Annotated in this window: 16 protein-coding genes and 1 riboswitch; of the genes, 2 read left to right on the top strand and 14 right to left on the bottom strand. The window is 27.1% G+C overall.

All coding sequences use genetic code 11. The features are described from left to right. Window positions 1-185: 185 nt before the first annotated feature. From ACWPW7_RS09145 to ACWPW7_RS09090, 12 genes are all read right to left on the bottom strand, one after another. Window positions 186-2,093, bottom strand: a complete 1,908-nt coding sequence (locus tag ACWPW7_RS09145; protein WP_454053275.1) for a hypothetical protein — start codon at window positions 2,091-2,093, stop codon at window positions 186-188. Next, complete coding sequence (locus ACWPW7_RS09140) at window positions 2,074-4,170, bottom strand: efflux RND transporter permease subunit (RefSeq protein WP_454053274.1); 2,097 nt, start codon at window positions 4,168-4,170, stop codon at window positions 2,074-2,076. Before ACWPW7_RS09140 ends, ACWPW7_RS09145 begins: the two co-directional genes overlap by 20 nt. Before the next feature lie 25 nt (window positions 4,171-4,195). Then, a complete protein-coding gene (locus ACWPW7_RS09135) occupies window positions 4,196-4,816 on the bottom strand; it encodes a TetR/AcrR family transcriptional regulator (protein ID WP_396152945.1) in 621 nt (206 codons plus the stop codon). Between the two features lie 218 nt (window positions 4,817-5,034). Continuing rightward, a complete protein-coding gene (locus ACWPW7_RS09130) occupies window positions 5,035-5,868 on the bottom strand; it encodes a Cof-type HAD-IIB family hydrolase (RefSeq protein WP_454053273.1) in 834 nt (277 codons plus the stop codon). Between the two features lie 200 nt (window positions 5,869-6,068). Further along, window positions 6,069-8,396: a transglutaminase domain-containing protein gene (locus ACWPW7_RS09125; RefSeq protein WP_454053272.1), complete on the bottom strand. Its 2,328-nt coding sequence runs from the start codon at window positions 8,394-8,396 to the stop codon at window positions 6,069-6,071. 24 nt (window positions 8,397-8,420) lie between these two features. Then, window positions 8,421-9,584, bottom strand: coding sequence for a DUF58 domain-containing protein (locus tag ACWPW7_RS09120; protein WP_454053271.1), 1,164 nt, complete (start codon window positions 9,582-9,584; stop codon window positions 8,421-8,423). Further along, entirely contained in the window at window positions 9,577-10,527 is a 951-nt protein-coding gene (locus ACWPW7_RS09115; protein ID WP_291562777.1) for an AAA family ATPase, read from the bottom strand. The genes ACWPW7_RS09120 and ACWPW7_RS09115 overlap by 8 nt, the downstream gene beginning before the upstream one ends. A gap of 362 nt (window positions 10,528-10,889) precedes the next feature. Further along, window positions 10,890-11,066 carry a hypothetical protein gene (locus ACWPW7_RS09110; RefSeq protein ID WP_291562780.1) on the bottom strand — a complete coding sequence of 59 codons (177 nt, stop codon included), beginning with the start codon at window positions 11,064-11,066 and terminating at the stop codon, window positions 10,890-10,892. A 206-nt stretch (window positions 11,067-11,272) separates the two neighbouring features. Continuing rightward, on the bottom strand, window positions 11,273-11,464 hold the full coding sequence (locus ACWPW7_RS09105; protein WP_291562783.1) for a hypothetical protein: 192 nt from the start codon (window positions 11,462-11,464) through the stop codon (window positions 11,273-11,275). A 165-nt stretch (window positions 11,465-11,629) separates the two neighbouring features. Beyond that, window positions 11,630-11,827 (bottom strand): hypothetical protein, encoded by a 198-nt coding sequence (locus tag ACWPW7_RS09100; RefSeq protein WP_291562787.1) that lies wholly within the window; start codon window positions 11,825-11,827, stop codon window positions 11,630-11,632. Between the two features lie 496 nt (window positions 11,828-12,323). Continuing rightward, entirely contained in the window at window positions 12,324-12,782 is a 459-nt protein-coding gene (locus ACWPW7_RS09095; protein WP_454053270.1) for a hypothetical protein, read from the bottom strand. A gap of 106 nt (window positions 12,783-12,888) precedes the next feature. Beyond that, entirely contained in the window at window positions 12,889-14,229 is a 1,341-nt protein-coding gene (locus ACWPW7_RS09090) for a VanW family protein (protein ID WP_454053269.1), read from the bottom strand. A 183-nt stretch (window positions 14,230-14,412) separates the two neighbouring features. Between ACWPW7_RS09090 and ACWPW7_RS09085 the strand changes: the two genes are divergently transcribed. Both ACWPW7_RS09085 and asnA read left to right on the top strand, forming a co-directional pair. Beyond that, window positions 14,413-15,456, top strand: a complete 1,044-nt coding sequence (locus ACWPW7_RS09085) for a M42 family metallopeptidase (RefSeq protein ID WP_291562796.1) — start codon at window positions 14,413-14,415, stop codon at window positions 15,454-15,456. A 351-nt stretch (window positions 15,457-15,807) separates the two neighbouring features. Next, complete coding sequence (asnA, locus tag ACWPW7_RS09080; protein ID WP_454053268.1) at window positions 15,808-16,812, top strand: aspartate--ammonia ligase; 1,005 nt, start codon at window positions 15,808-15,810, stop codon at window positions 16,810-16,812. Window positions 16,813-17,058: 246 nt separating this feature from the next. On the opposite strand, the gene ACWPW7_RS09075 is transcribed toward asnA, so the two are convergent. Further along, window positions 17,059-18,321, bottom strand: coding sequence for a magnesium transporter (locus ACWPW7_RS09075; protein ID WP_454053267.1), 1,263 nt, complete (start codon window positions 18,319-18,321; stop codon window positions 17,059-17,061). Between the two features lie 227 nt (window positions 18,322-18,548). Continuing rightward, window positions 18,549-18,715, bottom strand: a riboswitch (M-box (ykoK) riboswitch). Between the two features lie 439 nt (window positions 18,716-19,154). Next, window positions 19,155-20,642, bottom strand: coding sequence for a flotillin family protein (locus ACWPW7_RS09070; RefSeq protein WP_454053266.1), 1,488 nt, complete (start codon window positions 20,640-20,642; stop codon window positions 19,155-19,157). Window positions 20,643-20,651 lie beyond the last annotated feature (9 nt).

Here is a 20,651-nt window from a genome sequence, read left to right as displayed (position 1 = left end):
TTATTTATAGTACCTAAATTTTCATTTATACATTACATATATATTACATACATTTTAAATTATAAGCTGTTAAAAGAAGAAATCCTAATTTACATTAGGATTTCTTCTTTTAAATTTATAATATTAATATTATATAATGATAGGAATACTGTATAAGTATTTCCTTATGAGGCAAGTTTTTATTCTTAATTGAATATTTCTTTTATCCAATTTTTAAAACCTTTTTTCTCTTCTACCTTTTCTTCTACTTTTTCCTTAGATTCTGCTTTTTTAAGCTCAGGAGTTTTCATTACAAACTTAACTTTACCCTCCATATTTTCTCCTAGTCCAGTAAATGTTCCATAATCTTTTGAAAGCTTAACTATTTCATCCTTCACTTCAATTATTTCACTTAAATCGCCCATCTTATTATTAGCTTCACTCTTCATTTTTTCAATTCCTTCATTATGGAATTTGCTCATATTCTTAAATAATTCATCAGCACCTAAAGCTAATTTTTCTGACCCATCTTGAAGTATTTTTCCACCATCAATCAATTGCTTTTGTCCATCATTTAAGGAAGTCTTAGCATCACTTAATTTAGAAACCCCTTCTTTTAATACTGTTGCACCACTTGATACTTCATTAGCACCAGCAGCTAAAGCTTTAGATCCTTCTGAAATTTGACTTCCTCCATTTTTAAGTGCCGTGCCGCCTTCTTTTAATTGAGACATTCCTGAAAGCACTTTTTCTGATCCTGCCTTAGTTTGTGATAATCCTCCTTCTAACTTTTCAAGTCCACCTAAAAATTCATTACCACCATTTTTAAGAGAAGCTATACCTTGTTTTTGTCCTTGGATTATCATATTTAATTGTGCAACCATTGCCTCATTTCCCGGAACTTGAGATAAAGCTTTAGCCACTTTTTCCAGCTCTTCAGTACTACCATTTAATTCATCTAATCCTTGAAGCTCTAAATTTTTCTTTTCCTTTAATGTAGTTGCACCTTGTAAACTTTGCTCTATTCCACCTTTTACTTGACTTTGACCGTCTATAAGTGCATCAGTACTTGAAGTTATTTTTTCAATGCCATTAGTAAATTCATTCACTTTAGAACCAAATTCGTCTAATCCTAATGCCAGTTTAGAAGTTCCCTCAGATAGCTTGCCTAAATTGTCAGCTGCTTTGCCTATTCCATCAATGGCTTCTCCTGCACCGGATGCAAATCTACTTACACCTTCATAATAAGTTTTAAAACCATTGCTAAATTCAACTTGTTTCTTTGAGAAGGTTTCTGACCCTTCAACAAGTTTACTACTAGCATCTTGAAGTTTATCTATGCTTTCAATTAATTCATCTACTGATTTTATACCTTCTATATCTTCTATTAATAACTCTGGAGTAGCAGTAATCATCATAGGTGACATAGAAAAATCTTCAACCTTAGCTGTAATTTCTAAATTTTTTGGTATGTTTAATACTCCATCTTTTAAAGATAAACTTTCTTCTAACCCTGGCATATTAATAAAAGTTATTATTTGGTTGTTGCCATCATTTATCACTTTTCCACCATTCACTTTTACATTAGTAAAGTTTTCTACAGGTAATGTTGCTAATGTAGCTACTGTAAATGGTGTGTGTATTACTTTATTTTTTCCTTTTACAGTTACTTTATGTTTTTCATTGTTTTTATAGTCAACTCTTATTTTTAGTTCACCAGATTTTCCTATTAACTCTTCTGGTTTAATTGATTTACCATCTAATTCATAAGAAACTTTTATTTCTAGTGGAAGTTTTTTATCAGTTGTACCTTGATAAAATATATCTTTTCCTTCCATCTTCCAAGTAACATTTTTATTTGATATTTCTGGTTCCTCACTACCTTTTAAATTTTTAATGTTTGCTAACTCACTTTTATCTTTTATCTCAAAATTTTTATTATTAGAACTTAACCAATCACTTACTATTCTCTCTTTTACATTTCCTTGAGAATCTAAAGTAACATATACTGTTTCGTCCTTTTTAACTAATTCTGCTCCATAAACCATATTTCCACTTAGTAATGTTCCTACCATTACTAAAGCTAATACTCTTTTAGACATACATTTTTTCATCTTCTTTTACCCCACTTTCACCTTTAAAATTTTTACTAGTCTTTTCAATCACTTTTTCACAAACTAAAAGTATTGATGGAAGTATAAATAATATTATTAACATACTTATAATTGCTCCTCTAGCCATTAATGTGCATAAAGAGCTAATCATTTCAAGTTTTGAAATAATTCCAACACCTGCAGTTGCAGCAAAGAAACTTAAAGCACTTGTTACAATTGATTTGGCTGAACTCTGAACTGCAATAGTCATAGCTGAATATTTGTCTAGTCCATTTCTCATCTCTTCCCTAAATCTTGAAGTTAGAAGTATTGCATAGTCAACTGTTGCCCCTAATTGTATAGTTCCTATTACTATAGATGCAACGAAAGGCATGGTTGTCCCTAAATAATAAGAAATACCTAGATTAATTAATATAGCAAGTTCTATAGATAGAACTAATAATATTGGAAGTGAGAATGACATAAATACTCCCATTATTATAATAAATATAGCTAAGATTGACGCTATGCTGACTTTTTTAAAATCAGTATCTGATATTTCAATTAAATCTTTTGTAAGTGGAGCTTCTCCTCCTACTACGCCTTCATTATCATAAGATTTAACTATTTTATTTATCTCTTCTATTTGTTTATTTGCTTCTTCTGTAGCTGCTTTATAAGAAGAATTAACAATTATTTGCTTATAACCTTCCTTTTGGAAAGTATCTTTTATTGTATCCGGTAAAAAGTTTTCTGGTAAAGTTGGGCCAATAAATTTTTCGAGAGCTAAAGCAACTTCTATACCGTCTATATTCTCAATTTCTTTTACCATTTTGTTAATATCATTATTAGAAACTGTATCTTTAACAATTATCATATTTGTTGTAGTCATATTATAATCATTTTTTAATTTATTAGTAGCCACAATTGAAGGTAAATCCTTTGGTAATGACTCATCAAGATTATAATAAACCTCAGCATTCACCTTTCCATATATAGCAGGTATGAATGCAATTATAAATATTGCTAAAAATAATTTATATTTTCTTGTAACTAATGATGCAGTTTTTTCAAATTCAGGTAATATTGTTTTGTGATTAAATTTATGAATAGCATTGTCAAAGGTTAGTATTAATGCTGGAAGTATTGTAACTGTACATATTAATCCAATGAATACTCCTTTAGCCATAACAAGACCTATATCTTTACCTAAGCCTAATTCCATAACACATAATGCCAAGAATCCAGCAATTGTAGTCAATGAACTTCCTGCTACTGATCCCATAGTATTAGCTATAGCCTCTGACATTGCCTCCACTTTATCTTCTGTATATCCTCTTTCTTCGTCATATCTGTGTAATAAAAATATTGAATAGTCCATGGTAACCCCTAGTTGTAGGACTGCTGCTAGAGCTTTAGTTACATACGATATTTCTCCAAAGAATATATTTGTTCCAAAATTATATAATACTGCCATTCCTATACTTGTCAAAAATATGATTGGAATAATATAAGAATTCATTGTCAAAGCTAAAACTATTGCAGATAATGCTGTTGCGATTAGTACAAAAAACGGTGTTTCCTTATCTGCTAATTCTTTTGTATCTTTTACTATTCCCGCCATACCACTTAAAAAACATTTATCATTAGTAATTTTTCTTATTTCACCAATACCATTTTGAGTAGATTCTGATGAAGAACCATCCTCAAATTTTATAATTAACATAGTTGAATCATCACTATAAAATACTTTACTAAAGCTTTCAGGTAAAATTTCTTTTGGTACTGATGTATCTAAAATATCATTAACCCATAATACCTTTTGAACACCTTCAATTTTACTAACTTTTTCTTTTAAATCAACTATATCTTTAGTTTCCATATTTTCAATAATTAACATGGACATTGATCCACTATCAAATTTTTCATTCAATATTTTTTGTGCTTTCATTGTATCCAATTCTTCTGGTAAATAAGTAAGCAAATCATAATTGACTCTTGTGCTTATAAAACCATATAAAGATGGAAATATAAGTAGCACTGACAGTATTAAAATTAATACCCTATTTTTAGCAATTGCTCTACTGATTTTCTTCATTTTAACTCCCCACCCTCTAAATATTTTAATTAAGTAATTTTTTTATTGATTCAAATAGTATTGGCTTCATTGATTCAATCGGTGCAGGTTCTTCTAAAATTATTGAACTATAACAAACTCCACTAGTTAATTCAATAATTAAGAATAACAATTTTTCTGCATCCATTGTTATATTTTGTTTTTGCTTTAGCTTTTTTACAAAGTGAAAATATATCTCATTCATCTCTTGGTACTCATTTTCATCAAGTAAAGCTTTTTTATAAAGTCCCCAAGTTAGATTTTTATATATTAGCTTTAGAAGTTTTTTATCTTCCTTTAAATAATTGATTATATAATCTATAAAAAATATTACTTCATCAGATAAATCATCAAAACAATTTTTATTAGAAGTTTCTATGGCTTCTTTCAACACTAAACTACTTTTATTTAATATAATTAAATGTTTTAAATGATATTTATCATTAAAATAAAGATAAAAAGTTCCTTTCGCTACTCCAGCTTTCTTAGTTATTTCACTGATATAAGTATCGTTTATACCCTTCGTTGTAAAAAGTTCATAAGCTACATCCATTAGATTTTTCTTTTTCTCAAGTTTATTAGCTTCTGACTTTTTCATTGGCTCTTTGCCCTTTGTTTCCAACCTCACTTCACTCCTTCGAAGTAAAAATGACCCTAAGTCATTTTTTGCTCTAGATATATTCTATTACTATTTTAGAAGAAAATCAATAGTTTTTTGACCCCTGGTCATTTTTTTCTTTGAAACACCGATTTATACTATATTAGTATAACAAAATTAAGAACTTATAATTTGTAAAATAAAAAAATGCCATTGTAAAATAACAATGACATTTTTATTAAAATTATTTAAATATTTTCATTTAATATAAATTTCTCTATAACTTCTTTAACCCCATCTTCATCATTAGTTGAAGTTATGTATTTCGCTTTATTCTTTACTATTTCCTCACCATTTTTCATAGCTACTCCTAGGCCTGCATATTCTATCATTGACAAATCATTTTCATTATCTCCAATTGTTATTATTTCATCTTTAGATAAGTTGTAATAACTAGCTAGCATTTCTACTGCTCTACCCTTAGAAACATTTTTATTCATAACTTCAAAGTTATTAACTAAAGAACTCACTACCTCATATCTTCCTAAAGATTTAATCTCCTTCTTTGCTCTTTTTATTTTTTCTATATCATCATCAAAAGCAACAGCTTTCAAAATATCAAGTTCATTTACACTAAAAATTTCATTCCAATCCTCTACTTCTTTAATTTTTATTTGAAAACCATTTGGTAATGTTTTATTTGATCTAGAATAAAATCTCAATGCATAACTTGTTTCTCCTGCATATATACTATCTGCAGTATAAAAATGAGGAACTAAATCATGCTTTTTAAATATTTCTAATAATTCAAAGCAATCCTTTTTTTCCAATATACATTTATATATAACTTCTTCTCTATCTTTTTCTCTTATATATGCACCATTAGAAGCTATTATAGGGGCTTTAACACCTATAAGTTCTCCATAATACTTGGCAGAAGTAAATATTCTTCCTGTACATATGGCAATTTTCACACCTTTATCATGAGCTTTTTTTATGGCGTCTAGATTTTCTTTACTTATTTCCTTTACGCTATTTAAAAGAGTTCCATCCATATCTGTACATATTAACTTATATTTCATTTCTATTCTCCTTTGCTATAAATAACCTTAGGGTAATAAGATGCTATTTATATTTTATCTTTAAATTAGACATTTTGTCCTAATCTTGTATTTCTAGTATTACAATTCCATTTAAGAAGGCCAAGTTTACCATATTAGCAAATTTGTAGTGGTAAACTTGGTCCTATACATATTTAATAAACCCTCAATATCATTACTTATTATAATCCAAAATACTTCTTCATTATATAGTTTATCCTATTATCCTTATTCTTAATATACTCTTCTATAAAATTAAAGTATTCTAATCTTTCTATTGAGGTATTTTCAATTTTGTTACCGTAAAATTCTTCATAAGAAAGATTCACTAAAGTATTTAATTTATCCTTTAAGCTAGGATCTTTTATACTGTTTACAAATTCTAAATCTCCTATTTCTTTATTCTTGATAATTCTTATAGCTTCTAATCTTCTTAAGTAATATTGATAAAGCGGAATTACACTTTTACTAGATATTATTTTATTTCTTTTTCTATAAAAACTAGCTATTCTAATTAATATATATAATACTATTGTAACTATTAAAGATAAATATTTAAATCTGTTATTATCTTTAGAGTTTAATTCTAAGTCCCAGTTTTCTTCCTCTTCTTCTCTATTAAATCTATCCCTATTAGGTGCTGTATTTTTATTTTTCTTATTGTCATTTTCTAAAGATTTTTCTTCTTTTTCCTTATCCTCAGCTACATTTTCCTCTTCAAACTCAGTAGGTGTAGGAGAAGGATCTACTACTGCCCATATATCTCTACTAGGATCTATTAAAATTTCACACCAAGCATGTGCTTCACCATTAGTTACAATATACTCACCATTTTCATCAATATTATTAGGAGTTTTAAACCCTTCTACATATCGTGCTGGTATTCCAGCAATTCTGCACATAATAGTGGTTGCACTAGCAAAATAAGTACAATATCCTTTCTTCTCTTCAAATAAAAAATAATTAACAAAGTCTGAATTCATAGGTACATCAGAAACTTTTAAAGTATAAGGGTAGTTCTCACTTAAATAATTTCTTATGCTTCTTGCTTTTTCAATAACCGTATTATTCTCTCCAACTATTTGATTAGTTAAATCATAGACTTCTGAAGGCACACTACTTGGAACTCGCATATATTTTACATAATCTTCTTCCATGGCTGTTTTCATTTCATAACTTAAAATTTCATTAAAGATATAAAGTCGTCCTTCATTTGCTTCAAAATCTCTTATAGAAAAATTATAATAATTAAATTCATTGGCATATCTAGTATCCCCTTTATTATTTATCATACTTTCTACAGTTTCTACCACATCACCATAAGGTCCATTGTATATGTAATAAACAGCATCATAGGGTTTAGTTACATCTGCTCTTGATAAAAATGTTGGAATTTTATTATAATAAATCTCATTGTAATCACCTTTTATATCAATTCCCATATTAGGAGTAAAAAAACTTGTAGTATTAAATTTTTTTGTAGGAGTAATTCTAACACTTCCTAAAGAAGCTCCAACTCCTATGTCTCGTCTTTTTAAATATGAATTTTCAAATTTAAAATTTTTATCCTTTTTACCAAGATTCTTATCTACTGTAGTCCAAGAATTCCCAGTATAATATTCCTTTACACTCCCCTTTAAATAGTATGGCTTTGGAGATTTTACTCTAAATACCTCCTGTTTATTTAAAGTAATAGGACCACCTAGCTTTTTTTCACTATTACTATACCCAGAAGAATTTATAGTGAATTCACCATTTAATGCACTTTCTCTACCATCACTTGTTTTTGCAAAGGTATTATTTAAAAATTCTCCATAATTACTTAAATTCATGCCACTATAATGTTGTGGTAATGCTGATATAACCTTTATGATTAAAAAAGTTATGATTAATGCATATGGAATTATCTTTTTTATATCTAAATTAATTTTTAATTCCATATTTTTATATCTTTTTGCTAACTTTAAATAATTAGCTACAATAAAAGTTATTATAGTTACAAATAGATAATAATAAAGATTGTTTATTATTATTTGGCTATAACGTAAATACCAAAAACTTACTACAAATATAAAATTTAATAATATTATACTTTTATTTTTCTTATAAGTTATATAAATTAATAATGAAACTAAAATAGGTAGAATTATCAAAAATATCTCTACATATTGAGAAAAATAAGTTGTACTATTTTCTAAAAGCTGTTTATTTATCTGTAACGCATTTTTAATAATAACATTTTGAAAAAAGTTAATTACTAACTCCTTATTTTTATATCCATAAATTACTCCAAATGCTAACAAAATAAAGGTAAATACTATTCTATACCTAACTTTATTTAATACTTTAGAATAGAATTCATATAAAATTACACCTATTAAAAATAGCATTAATATAAATTTATAATTAAATCCAACTATCTTAAAACTTTCTATTAATATTTTTATAGTCACTACTAGATTAATAAATACTAATAGTATTGCTATTAATTCTTCCTTTATCCTACTCATAAGCTCACCTGATCTCTTAATTAGCTATAAGCTATTTTTTATAATTTCTTTAAAATCATAGCAGTTAATTCCTGTACCTGTAAGAAAATTAATATCTTCCATTACTCCTAAAGAATTATTGTAATAAAATAAATTAACATTATAACCTACGCTTTTTAAATGTAAAAGTTCATCTTTCAATGTAGAAGTTAAATTACAGGTAATTATACCTAAAAAACTTTTCCCTCCTAAGGAGTTTAAACTACTATTTATAAAGTCTACAAAATCTCCTTCTCCATCACTATTGTGAAATAAAAAATACTCCATAACTCCATTAAAGTCCATGGAGTTTTCCACTTCAAACCTTTTATTCTCAAAATTATTTATATATATTTTTGATTTTACCCCTAAGTTTACAAATTTTTTTAATAGAGAGGCTGTGAAATCAATCATAAGTTCCTCTTTCGATTCCTCCTCTTTATTGGTAAAATCTATTTTCTTCATATTTAAAAACAAATTACATTGAGTACCTGAAATATAATCATAATTTTTTACATATAACTCTCCCTGTTTAGCACTAATCTTCCAATGAACTCTTTTAAGACTATCTCCTATTCTATATTGTCTTATATCTTTAATTAATGTTAAATCTTCTACTTTACTATCACTACTCAATAAGTTTTCTAGCTTTTCACTACCGCTAAGTTGAAAAAACTTTATATTATAAATTTTAGGATATACCTTTACTCCTAGCTTATGATTTATATTCTTATTAAAAGTTATTATATTAAATAAATCTGTTATCTTAATTGTTGTTGCCCCAAAATCATATATTCCTCTTTTACTAAAAGCAATGTTTTTTTTAATCCATTTATCACTATTTAGTTGAAGAAAAAATACATCTCCCTTATATATCTTAATTAAATTAGAAAATGTATCATTTACTGTTTCAATATATGGTATAGGAATAAAACTTCTATTGCTAACAATTAGTGAAAACTCATCTTCATCACCAACACTATACTCTGCTTCATTATGCTTTATTCTGCATTGAACATATTGTAATGATAAATACAGATATAATATAGATATTATAAGCATTATAAATAAGGAATAAAAAATACTATAAGGAAGATTTCCACCTGAAATCTTAGCAAAAATAAAGGAAACAATGGTAAGTAATATAAATTTAATATTAACTTTAATCATATTTTTTCACCTTTGGCACTGGTATAGTTCTTAATATTTCAGAAACAATTTGTTCAGAATCAACTCTGCTAGCTCTTGTGCTAGGGCTTAATAGAATTCTATGACATAAAACCAATTTAGCATTTTCCTTTATATCTTCAGGAATTACATAATTTCTGCCTTTAATTAATGCAGTAGCTTGTGCAATTCTTTGAAGACTTAATGATGCTCTTATACTTGCCCCTAAGATTAAACTTTTGTTATGCCTAGTAGCATTTACTATATTTACTATATACTCATTTAATTCTTCGTTTATATAAACTTCTCTAACCTTATCTTGAAGCATCAAAATTTCTTCTCGAGTTATAATAGATTCTAGAGTTTCCAGTGGATTTTCTTTTCTATATATATCTAATATAGATGCTTCATCTTTTTCACTTGGATAACCCATTTTAACTTTTATCATAAATCTATCAAGTTGCGCCTCTGGTAATGGGAAAGTACCTTCATATTCTATAGGGTTTTGAGTTGCCATAACAATGAATGGTTTTTCTAAAATGTAAGTTGTTATTCCTTCTGAAACTTGCTTTTCCTCCATAACCTCTAATAAAGCTGATTGAGTTTTAGGCGAAGTTCTATTTATTTCATCTCCTAATATAATATTGGCAAATACAGGTCCTTTCTTAAACTCAAATTCATGGTTTTTAGGATTATATATAGACACACCTATAATATCCGATGGTAATAAATCTGGTGTGAATTGAATTCTGCTATAAGTTAAATTTAAAGTTTTAGTTAATGCTTTCACTAATGTCGTTTTTCCTACCCCTGGTACATCTTCAATTAGTATATGGCCATCAGCTAAAATGCCTTTCATTATATTATAAATTTCATTTTTCTTTCCTATAATTACTTTTTCAATATTATTTACTATACTTTCAATTAGCTCAATTTCTCTGTTCATAATCATACCCCCAATAAGCAAAAAATTCTGATTTATGTAAATCATATCATATTCTTATTAATTTTGTGTTCAAAGTACTTAAGCTATTACATAATTATACTATAAAAATTAAACTTGCCATATGGTTATTTAAGCTATTTTTGGATAATATACACTATTTATTGATCGCTTAAATTTAATTTAAATATTTCTAATATAAAAGTAATTTTAATATAATCATTCTTTTTAAGATTTAACTTCATAATTGCTAACAGATAATATTAGTTCTTTTTTATACGAAGGTGAATATTTTTTTAGTTAATTTTTTCGAATTACTAAAAAAAGAAAAGTGAATTTTCACTTTTCTTAAAAATTACTTAATTTTATTTTAAAACTTCTCCTAATGAATTACTTTGAAGAGTATAATAACAATCTTTTCTATTGTGCTCACTAACATTTATATTATAAAGCTCCATTAAATCTTTTGAAGCTTCAATTTTTTCTATTTTATATATATTAATACTCTTTAACAAAATACTATTATCATTATATTTTGCCAAGTCTTTCACTCCTTATAAAATAAACATAATAATTGCTTATTTATATATTATGTATTATGAAGTATTCCAATTCTTTGTTACTTTACATGTGGGAAAAAATACAATAAAATACTCACTAATTATTTCTTGGAGACTTTTTAGTTTTTTTTAACTAAAAATGCTCTAAATTTTAAAAAATTTAGAGCATTTTTAGTTAATTTTTTATTTTAATTTCCACAACCGTTTATCCAAATGTTAACACTTTTAGTGTAAATCTTTGTTACTCCACAATTTGAGTTACATTCATGTTTATGTGAGGATCCATGGTTTGCTTCTAATCTCTTATCTGTATTTTCTCCAAGTAATTCTTCTTCTAATAATTCTTTTTCACCTAGTATTTCTTTGTTTATATCACTCATATTATGCACCTCTTATACACATTTTTTAAATTCAACTTCAATACAGTGTGTAAATCTTAGTAATATATTGATAGTATTTATTTTTTAATTTTTATAATAACATGTAGCCATATCAATATTCACATTGGTTACCTACTCCATTGAAGATTAAGTATTTAAAGGTATTTATACTTTATTAAAGATATTAACCTTATGTGAATATATAATTATATTTCCACAATCATTTTCGTCATTATTACATTTATTACAGGATTTACACTCACCATTATCTACTTTAATCTTATACTTTGGTCTACAGCAATTTTCATCATCTAGTAATATTAATAATAAAATCAATAAAAGTAATTCATTACAACACCACATTTATAACACCAACTTTTATAAACATAAGTTTTCTTTTCATATTCTAATATCAATATATTTTAAAAAAAAGAAAATGTTCTTAAATTTACATATAAATGTGCATTTTTTCTAAAAAATTGTATAAACTTACATAATATTTTATTCTTTAGAGTATATTTAAACTTTTATATAATGTTGCTATCTATAGGGTTCCACAATAGAGATTTAACTTATACATGATTTTAATTTCCATAACAAAAATTCTTTTCTATGAATTAAAAATTAAAAATGAAAAATGAAGAATTATAGTTAAAACTCCTCTACTAAAGCCTTTGGAGTTTTTTAAAAATAAATTTTATCTTAAGAAATTCGCCTTAGTGAATTTTTTCCTGAATTCTTCATTCTTAATTGTTAATCCTTAATTTTTAAGGATTTAAGCTATTTTTTAGAAAAATTATTTTCCAGAGTATATTTTAAGCTTTCATACTGGACGCCTATAAATGTATTATTTTGTATATTAAATTTCTTCTTCCATAATCCCATGTATTGTACTAACAATAAATTCAGGATAACTAGCAGTAAATATTATTGTATTTTTCTCCTCTTTTTCTTCTATATTAAATAATATATATTTATTTTCTATTAATTTATCATAGTCAATTTTATTCAGCAAAGTTATTTGCTTTTTATCTAAAGCTTCTATTAATTCATTTTTTTTTATTATTTTACATTCTTTAATATTTATAAGGTCATAAACTTTTTCAATATTTTCATCTATATTAAGGCATAATTTATTGCAGTAAACTACAAAATTGCAATCTTTATCTTGATCTATTCCATCATATCCCCCAATATATATGGTATCACTTTTAAATATTACACTCTTATTTCTATTTTTTTTAATAGATAACTTTAAATATAATACTGTTGATATTAAAATAATTAACACTATTATCATCAATATAACCATTCTCATTATATATGCACCTCACCCTTCCCTCTTGGCTTCTGCGCTATGTAATTATAACATAGTTATAATTACAACAAAATTAAAAATCTCTAAGAAATTCCTTAGAGATTTATTAAATTCCTACTCTAACCATATTATCTGTTGCTTTATATTTATCCTTTGAGACAAGCTTTTTTTCTACTACTTCCCCATCCTCATAAATATATTTATAAACATTAACTATATATCCATTTTTGCCTACCTTTTCTACGTATCTTCTTCCTTTTTGAAGGTTATTATCATATTTTATTTTATCCATAGGCTTTAAAACTTCTGAAATTTCACTTTCAATTTTATAGCTTTTCTTTTTCATCTTGTTATTAGAGTATATATCAAAAGATAAGTTATTATTTTTAGTATATCCATGAATATATATGGGATAGTGTAAATTATTTTTAAATTTTAAATCTGTGGTACCATAATTCACAGTGGCATCTTGTCCTAAAGGTACATAGGTAATATAAAGACTATGTGCTTTTCTCTCTACTACTTCTAATTCAGACCTTAGAACTGCATTATAAAGTGTAGTAGAAACTTGACAAATTCCTCCACCTAGGCCATCTATAAACTCATCCCCCATAATTACAGAAGCTTTCTCATATCCCTTACTATAGGTTCTTTCACCTACAATATCATTAAAACTGAAAATTTCACCTGGCATTATTACTGTACCATCGATTGCATTAGTAGCTAGTCTTATATTGTTTGATCTCTCACTAGAAGAACTATTAAAATTAGTACTACCACTAGTTATGCTGGCATTAATCTTCGAAAGCTCTTCTCTGGTACGCTTTGGATTAATTTCATTAATGGTAGCATGAATAATTATGTTGCTTGTATCTATATTAGTATTTATATTTTTAACTATTTCTTTTTTTAATAAATCCCTATCTAATTTTTTACCTTTTATTTCATCTGATATTTGAAACTCTCCATTATTAATTAGTTTAATTTTACTATCAACAGCTTTTACATCTGTTTGGCTCTCAATTTTAGCTATAATACCCTCTATAGCTTGTTCACTAAAAGTCAATTCAACTTTAATATTTATATAGTTTGGTTTAGTAATAATGAACATCTTCTTAAATATATTAAAATCTCTACCATAGGCAAAAGCTTCATTTAGTGCCTTATCAACATTGAATTTAACCCCTAACTCCATATAATCTATCCTATATATTTCATCTTCTACTAATATATCTAATGTTTTGTTATATATTTTTTCTTCCAAATCTTTATGTAGAATTACCTTGCTTTTTTCTATCTCTAAATCATACACAGGAATATTTTCAACATGTACATTAGGATATATTAATTTATCATATTTTCTTATCATAAAAAAACTAAAAGATAAAATTCCACAGAGTAAAAAAAGAACTATAATTAATGTTGTTGATAGTATTTTATTCTTCACATAATACACCTCCATAATTAATTATATGAATGTATTTATAGATTAAGCATAAACAAAATAGAAAAATAGTTTTTTATATATAACAAAACATAGATTTTTTTATTTCCTTATGATAATATTAAAAACAATGATACTATTAATAAATGGCATTAAATACATATATTACAATTAAGGGGTGTTATTATGTACAATATAGACGAAATTAAAAATTATCTAAAAAATATATTATTAATACCAAGTCCATCTGGATATTCTACAAAAATAATGAGTTATATAAAAAGTGAACTAGACAAACTAAATATAGAATATAAAACTACAAATAAAGGTGCACTTATCGCTACAATAAAAGGTAAAAACAATGAATACCAAAAAACCTTATCTGCTCATGTAGATACTTTAGGAGCTATGGTTAGTGGTATAAAAAGCAATGGGAAACTATCTTTAACTCCACTAGGTGGATATATGATGACATCAATTGAAGGTGAAAATTGCACTATTGAAACTGTTTATGGCAAAACCTTTGAAGGCACAATTCAGACTATAAAACCATCTGTTCACATTAGCGGTTCAGAAGCTAGAGATTTAAAAAGATCTGCTGAAAATATGGAAGTAATTCTAGATGAGAAAGTATCTTCTAAAGAAGATGTTGAAAATTTAGGAATTGAAATTGGAGATTTTATATGCTTTGATACAAGAACTAGGTTTACTGAAAGTGGATTTATAAAATCAAGACACTTAGATGACAAAGCTAGTGTAGGAATATTATTATACACATTAAAGTATATTGTAGAAAATAAAATAGAGCTTCCTCATACAATAAACATATTTATAAGTAACTATGAAGAAATAGGGCATGGAGCTTCTTCTTCAATACCTGAAAATACAAAAGAATTTATCGCTGTTGATATGGGGTGCCCTGGACTTGAACAAAATTCTACAGAATATGCCTGCTGTATAGCTGCTAAAGATTCTTCTGGTCCTTATGACGTAGAATTAAGAGTAAGATTAACTGAACTTTGCAAAATTCATAATATTGATTATAGAATTGATGTATATCCTAACTATGGTTCTGATGCTTCTGCAGCATTAAGAGCGGGCTATGATATTAAAACTGCATTAATTGGAGCTGGAATATTCGCTTCTCATGGATATGAGAGAACCCATATTGATTCTGTTTTAGCTACAGTTGATTTAATAGTTAAGTATATTCAAGAAGAGGTTAAATAGTAAAAGTCGTGGTAATTGTACCACGACTTTTTCAATTCACAATGCAAAATTCACAATTGAGGATATTTCTCAGAAAAAGTTGAAAAATTTAAAATTGATTTGTTTTTGAAGTTACGTAGTAACTTCCCCCAAAAAAACTAGCAGTTGTATTACTAGTAAAAATATACGGTAGAAATTAAAATAATTAAATAACATAATTATAATAAATGCATAGATTAAATTTGAAAGTAATATATCTATATTTACTTTGATAAATTTAAAACAAATAATGAATATTATATATTTTTTGTTAATAAGCTTTACATCTTTGGCATTTTAAATTATGATATTACAATTAAAGGGGGTGTTTCTATGATTAGCTTAAGCAAAACTCCTTACATTCCATCAATGACTATTAAGGAAACTCAAAAGGCAATCAAGGAAATAAAAGTATTTTATGAAAAAAATTTAGCTAAAACTCTTAATCTTTCTAGAGTTTCAGCACCACTATTTGTAAGAAAATCATCAGGACTTAATGATACCTTAAATGGAGTTGAAAGACCTGTTTCTTTTGACATACTTCATACTGGTGAAGAATTAGAAATAGTCCAGTCTCTTGCAAAGTGGAAACGGCTTGCACTTCATGAATATGATTTTCAAGTGGAAGAAGGCCTTTATACTAATATGAATGCAATTAGAAGAGATGAGCATTTAGATAATATTCACTCTATCTATGTAGATCAATGGGATTGGGAAAAAGTTATAGATAAATCTTCAAGAAATTTAGACTATCTAAAAAATACTGTAGAAAGTATTTATTCCGTGTTTCAAAATACAGAAGACTACCTTTTTGAAAAATATCCTCATTTAGGTAAAAAACTTCCGTCTAAAATAACCTTTATTACTTCTCAAGAACTAGAAGATGAGTATCCTAATTTGTCATCTAAGGAAAGAGAAAATCTTGCTTCTAAAGAGTATGGTACAATTTTTATTACTGGAATAGGAAAAGAATTGGCTTCAGGAAAAAAACATGATAATCGTGCAGCTGACTATGATGACTGGGAGTTAAACGGCGATATAATCTTTTGGAATCCATTACTTGAGGAAGGTTTAGAGCTTTCTTCTATGGGTATAAGAGTAGATAGTGCCGCTTTAGATCATCAACTTAAAGTTACAAACTCAGATTTTAAAAGAAATTTTCAATTTCATAGTTCAATACTTAAGGATGAACTTCCTTATACCATCGGTGGAGGTATAGGTCAATCTAGAATGTGTATGTATTTTTTAAACAAGATACATATTGGTGAAGTACAATCCTCAATTTGGCCTTTAGATATGATAGATGAATGTAAAAAACACAATATACACTTATTGTAAAAAGTATTTATTATTTCTATTAAAAAATATATCTTTAGAGAACTATAAATTATCCTTTTAAAACTATCATGTAGTAATTTACATCATGATAGTTTTAAATTATTTCTATATCTGTTCTCTATGGCTATTATAATAATTCTAATTTTTTATACTCTTCTGTGAGTTAAAAAAATCGTGACTAAAAGTCACGATTTTTCATAAATATATAGTTTCATAACATACATCTTTATATTATGAAACTATATATTAACTTGATTTTTTAAGTTTTCTCTTCCAGCTAGGTGTTAATAATTCTTCAATAATATCACTCATCACTGCCACACCACATAATTTCTCTTCCTCATCTACTACTGGTAATGAATAGAGTTCATATTTTACTGAAAGTTGAACAGCTTTTTCTATGTCATCACTATCTTTTACTAGTAAAACTTTTGTATTCATTATAGATTTTAATTTTGAATTGGGATCTGCTAAAATTAAATCTCTTAAAGATATAAAACCTTGAAGTTTTTCATTCTGATCTACTATATAAATGTAATGTGCAACCTCGTCGTCTGGCTTTAGTGCTCTTAAAATATCAATGGTTTCACTAGCAGTTATATCAATATTTAGAGAAATGAAGTCAGTGTTCATTATGCTACCTACCATTTCATCTTCATATTCCATAAGATCCCTTATCTCTAGCTCATCTTCATCATCAATATTTATTAATAAATTCTCCTTAGTTTCATCATCCATGTCTTCTAAAATATCAGCAATTTCGTCATTAGGCATAACATCTAATATTTCCTTTGCCTTTCCACTACTAAGATTTTTTAAAATATCTATTTGGATTTCCGTTTCTAATTCCTCTAATGTATCTGCTGCAAAATCATTTCTTAAGCTTTCAAATATTTTTCTTCTATCCTCTGAAGATAATCCCTCAACAATTTCTGCAAGTTCTACAGGATGAAGTTCTGTAAGCTTCTTATATGGTTCACTAAGTCTTAACCTATCGTCAATCATTTCTATAGATTGAACACTTTCCCAAGTTATAGAATCATCTTTTACTTCCTTATTTACAAATCTACAAAATCCTTTGACTAGACTTTCCATTCCAAATCTTCGTGATAAAGATAGTAATCCAGATTCCACTTCTAAAACTCTTATTTCTCCTGCTGTCTTTATCATCTTTAAATCATTAACTTTAATAACTTTTTTACCATTAATATCCACAATTTGTTTATCCAAAAGATTTTTAGATAATAGATAGGAGTACCTCCTAGGGATAATATCTTTTGCTCCTATAATCTTTACCATATAAGTTGATTTTTCTTTATAGATATCTATATTTCTAAATTCAAAGTTTAACAATTCCTTACCTTTCTTAATCTTGTATCCTATAGCCCTTGGATATCCTGATTCTGTAGTTACATATATATCTATTAATTTACCTATATTATCATCTAATTCATCATAAATATAGGCATTTAAAATATTGCTTAAAAAGAATTCATTTAGTTTTTTCATAGATACTCCTCCTTTTACCAGAGAAATATCTAATTATCTTTTTGAACAGAAAGCTATTAAATCATAAATATTTCTCTGGAATTTATTTAATTTTAACTTTGACTCTCTAATTCGAGGGCCACTTTCCATTCAAACTCACCACCTAAAATAAATTTATATTAAAATTTTTCTTATAGAAAATATATTTATACACAATAAAAAACTCACTTAAATAAAGTGAGATCTCTAGCCATAAAACTATGTTTGAGCTTTAGCACTATATAGCTTTGGACATTATGCCAGCTACATTAAGTAAAACCTTGATTCGGTAGTACCTGTTAACCCATTGGCATCTCTCGATGTTTCGGGGCAGTAGCGTATATCTATATAGGAGCCTCACCTAACGTTAATTATTTAAATTGTTTAACTTAATTAAAGCATATAAAATACCTTCTCCTATATTATACAATAAATAGCTTTAAATGTAACCCTATCAGTAGCTAATTTAATAAGATTTTGATGAAAAATTAATAATATTGTTGATTAATCAATGCAAAATTCAAAATTCACAATGCACAATTAAGGTTGAAATTATTTTTAGGCAAAATAATTTCTTTAATGTACTCTTTGACTAGCAATGTAATTGCTAATCATTCATGAAAAGTTGCCTTGTAATTTCAAGGAATAATCAATTCTAAATTTCTCAGCCTTTGCTGAGAAATATCCATAATTATGAATTTTGCATTGTGAATTGTGAATTAAAATCCTTAAGAGTGTAGCTATATTCAGCTATACATTAATTTTAAAAGTAGTTTATCTATAAAATAGAGTGGTGAATTAGTCACCACTTTATTTTATTTTTCTATTTCTTTATGCTCTACTTTTTCATCCTTATTTTGTATTTCCTCAGTTTTGCTTTTAAATAAATCATTTATATTTACTCCAGTTAATGCATTAACGGTTTCAGGAAGAGAGCTCATTATATCAGTTACATACTTAGTAACTTTTGAAGCTCCTTTTCCACTTCCCTCTCCACTATCTATAATAACAATTTTCTCAGTTTTTGATAATGGATCCGCAACTGCTTTTGCTATATCTGGTAGCTTATCTATTATCATTTGGGTAACTGCAGCATCATTATACATTTTAAAAGCTTCTGCTTTTTTCATCATTGCTTCCGCCTCTGCACGTCCTTTTTCTCGTATAATATCTACTTCTGCCATACCTTGAAGTTTTAATGCTTCTGCTTTAGCCTTACCTTCAAGCTCTATGGCTCTTGCTCTAGCTTCAGCATCAGCAATTTCTTTAAATTTAACTGCTTCTGCCTCTTTTTCTTGTTTGTATTTATTAGCATCTGCTTGTTTTTTAATGGTTGCTTCAAGCTCTCTTTCCTTTCTTAAAGATTCTTGAGTAGCAATTTCTATTTCTCTTTCCTTCTTAACAAGCTCTATCTTCATATTTTCATCAGCAAGTTCTCTTTCTTTTTGTTTTCTTAATATTTCGACTTGCATTTGTGTTTCTGTAACTTCTTTTTGAACCTTGTTACTTTCAATTTGATATGCGAGGTCTGATATAGCCTTTGCACTTTCTTGCTCTTTCCTATAAGCTTGAACCTTTAATTCTTTTTCTTTGTTAGATTCTGCAATTTGAGTTTCTGCAAGTATTTTAGCTGCCTCTCCTTCTCTATAAGCTTGAGAAGTTTTTACATGAGTTTCTTTTTGTGCCTCTGCCTGTGCAATATCAGCATCTCTTTTAACTTGAGCAACCCTTGGGCGACCTAAATTAACTAAATAGTTATCATTGTCGGATAGATCCTTAATAGTAAAAGCTTTAATTTCTAATCCTAACTCTGCCAAATCTACAGCTGCAACTTCTTGAACTCGAGAAACAAATTTTTCTCTATCTTTATATATTTCTTCAACTGTTAGCTTTGAAATAATTTCTCTTAACTTACCTTCAAGTACATCCTTTGCAGTATCTTTAATGTTTACTATGGTATTAGCTTCGTTACCAGTATTAAATTGCTCTATTGCCGATAAAATAGATTCTGCTGTAGATTTAACTTTAACAATAGCCACTCCATCTGCTATTATTCCAACACCTTGCTCTGTTAAAGCTCCGTCAGTTCTTACATCAATTTTCATATTTTCTAAGGATATAATATCAGTTCTTTCTAGTAGAGGAAAAACAAATCCTCCTGCTCCGCTAATTACTCTCTTCTTAAGACCAGTTACTACCAAAGCCTTATCTTGAGGCACTCTCTTCCATAGTGAAAATAATAATAAGATTAGTAATAATAATACTCCTAAAATTATAAGAGGAATAAAAAAAGGTGAATTCATGATTATTGC

It is taken from the genome of Clostridium sp. Marseille-Q7071 (assembly GCF_965112025.1).
Note: the sequence above shows the minus strand (reverse complement) of the source record. Positions and strands in the feature narration are given on the sequence as shown.